This is a genomic window from Caballeronia sp., assembly GCF_049581465.1.
Lineage (GTDB): Bacteria > Pseudomonadota > Gammaproteobacteria > Burkholderiales > Burkholderiaceae > Caballeronia.
In genome coordinates this window covers 1-2,692 of sequence record NZ_JBAUSA010001293.1, presented here as the reverse complement: position 1 = coordinate 2,692, position 2,692 = coordinate 1, and the positions used below count along the sequence as shown (strand labels likewise).

The following is a 2,692-nucleotide window of genomic DNA, read 5'->3' as shown; positions in this document are numbered from 1 at the left end:
CTCGTTTTGATGGGCGTCCCGATGCGCCGCGTCGTGCGCCGCGTGGAAGAAATGCGTGATGAGCGCTACAGCATGTTGCGCGGCTATTTCCACGGCGCGGACGACTCCGAAGACGAAGACCGCCGCGAGCAGGTCCGGCTACAATCGGTTCCCGTCGATGCCAACGCCGACGCCGTCGGTCGCACGCTCGACGAACTCGGTCTTGTGAATGACGGAGTGGAGGTCACTGCCATTCGGCGACACGGCATTCGCGGCGTCGAGCCCGATCCCGACACCAAGCTGCGCGCGAGCGATATCGTCGTGTTGCGTGGCCTGCCCGAAGCGCTGCAGCGCGCTGAGGAAACGCTGTCGCGTAATCGGCGTGCGGGCGCGGCAGCCTGACGGTTTTTTCGGAGAGGTTCATGTCAAACATCGCAGCGCCCGCATCATACGAAGCCGCCGGTTTTATCCGCGAGAGGATTCGCACCGTCCCGGACTGGCCGCAAGCGGGCGTGCAATTTCGCGACATTACGCCCGTCCTGCAGGATCGCCGCGCGCTGCGTACGCTGATCGATTTGTTCGTACATCGCTATATAGATGCGCAGATCGACACGATCGCGGGACTTGATGCGCGAGGTTTCATCATCGGGCCGATTCTCGCGTATGAACTGAGCCTCGGCTTCATCCCGATCCGCAAGAAAGGCAAGCTTCCGTTCAGGACGCTGTCGCAATCCTATGAACTCGAATATGGCAGTGCGACGGTCGAGATTCACGAAGACGCCTGCAAGCCGGGCGAACGCGTCGTGCTCGTCGACGACCTGATTGCAACCGGCGGCACGATGATGGCAGGCAAGCAATTGCTGGAGCGTCTCGGCGCGGTCGTCGTGGAGGGCGCGGCGATTATCGATTTGCCGGAATTAGGCGGCTCGAAACGCCTGCGCGCAGCCGGCTTGCCGCTGTACACGGTTTGCCAGTTCGAAGGCCATTGATTGCCTGGTTGATCTCTTCATTGATCCGATTTCCCATGCCTAATTTCCTGCTGTTTCTCGCCGCGTCCGTCGCGATCACCATGGCGCCGGGCCCCGATAACCTCCAGGTTCTCGCCCGAGGCATCTCGCAAGGACATGCGGCGGGATTGGTCGCGGCGCTCGGGTTTGCCGCCGGCATTTCGTTTCACACGACGCTCGCGGCTCTTGGCATAGCCGCGTTGTTGAAGTCCGCGCCGATCGCCTTCGCAGCGGTCAAGCTTGCTGGCGCGGCTTATCTGGTCTGGATCGGCATCAAGTCGATTCGCAGCAAGGGGTTGTCGACCGCGCATGAGCGGCCGAGCCAACCGCTCGCTGTCGTGTTCCGGCAAAGCGTGATTGGCAATATGCTTAACCCGAAAGTGACGCTGTTTTTTATCGTGTTCCTGCCGCAGTTCGTGAATCCGCACGGCGCACAAAGCGTAGTGCTGCAGATGTTCGAACTTGGGGGCGTGTTCATGCTCCAGACTGTTGTCGTGTTTTCGGTCTTCGGCGTCGCGGCCGGAATGATTGGCGCGTATTTGAAGCGCCGTCCGCGTGTGGGTGTCTGGCTCGATCGGCTGGCAGGCGCGACGTTTATCGGGTTAGGAATTCGCGTGGCCTTGCGGGATTAACCAGGCGCCTTCGGCAGACACCCCGATCACCAGACACCACGGTACAATTTCCGGCTTTGCGCTGCCGGAGCTCCCATGACCTTGCCTGCCATCGTCGCTGCCCGCCGTTTCGAACCATCGGCACACCTGCCGTTTTTTATCGGCGATGAACGGGTTGGCTGGATTCGCCGCACCGATGCCCCCGCGCTGCACGCCTGGCCGGACGTGTTTCATATCGACCATCAATCGATCCGGCTTGCCGATACTTTCGCCGACCTCAACGCCCGCAGCGCGGCTTTGGGCGCGGTGATCGGCATGCTGGCGGCCGATGGCCGGATTCCGGGCTGGCGCGATGAAACCTACGCAATTCGCAATGCCTTCGATGCCCCGCCGCTTGCGTTCATCGAACGTGCTGCGTCGCGGTTCTTCGGCACGATGACTTACGCGGTGCATCTGAACGGTATCGTGGAAGTCGCGGGACGTGCGCCCGAACTCTGGATCGCGCGCCGCAGCGAGACGAAGGCGACCGATCCCGGCATGCTCGATAACGTGGTGGCGGGGGGAATCGGTTGGGGAATGGGGATCGCGGAAACGCTCGTAAAGGAATGCTGGGAAGAAGCTGGCATGGCGCCGGAACTTGCCGCAAAGGCGGTGCGCGGAAGGGCGTTTCATGTTTTGCAATCGCTGCCCGAAGGCACGCAGGCGGAAGAGATTTTCGTTTTCGACCTGGCGCTTCCCGCCGATTTCGCGCCGCGCAATCAGGATGGCGAAGTGGGCGAGCATCGGCTGGCGGGAATTGGCGAGGTGGCGCGGTGGATCGAGGAAGGCATGATGACCGTCGATGCCAGTCTCGCCACGATCGATTTGCTGCTGCGACGTCAATGGATCGACGAAGAAGCGTGCGAAGGAATGCACGCGCTTTATATACCGCCCGCGCTCTGAAACATTACTAGGAGGTCCGGTTCATGTCGACCGAACATAGTTTTATCTTGAAGTTGTCGTGTCCAGATCGGCCCGGCATTGTGCATGCGGTGTCCGGGTTTTTGTTTGATCTGGGCAGCAATATTCTTGATTCCGCGCAATTCGGCGACAGCC

5 protein-coding genes are annotated in these 2,692 nt (G+C 61.0%); all 5 read left to right on the top strand.

Going from position 1 to position 2,692, the window contains the following annotated elements; genetic code table 11:
* Positions 1-381: potassium channel family protein (locus WCA53_RS31380; RefSeq protein WP_423920790.1), on the top strand; the 381-nt coding region annotated here is incomplete at its 5' end.
* A gap of 20 nt (positions 382-401) precedes the next feature.
* Positions 402-968 (top strand): adenine phosphoribosyltransferase, encoded by a 567-nt coding sequence (locus WCA53_RS31375; RefSeq protein ID WP_423920787.1) that lies wholly within the window; start codon positions 402-404, stop codon positions 966-968.
* A gap of 35 nt (positions 969-1,003) precedes the next feature.
* Positions 1,004-1,618: a LysE family translocator gene (locus WCA53_RS31370; RefSeq protein ID WP_423920784.1), complete on the top strand. Its 615-nt coding sequence runs from the start codon at positions 1,004-1,006 to the stop codon at positions 1,616-1,618.
* Positions 1,619-1,693: 75 nt separating this feature from the next.
* Positions 1,694-2,539: a DUF4743 domain-containing protein gene (locus tag WCA53_RS31365; protein WP_423920781.1), complete on the top strand. Its 846-nt coding sequence runs from the start codon at positions 1,694-1,696 to the stop codon at positions 2,537-2,539.
* Between the two features lie 23 nt (positions 2,540-2,562).
* Positions 2,563-2,692 (top strand): ACT domain-containing protein (locus tag WCA53_RS31360; protein WP_423920793.1); only part of this gene is annotated, 130 nt, incomplete at its 3' end.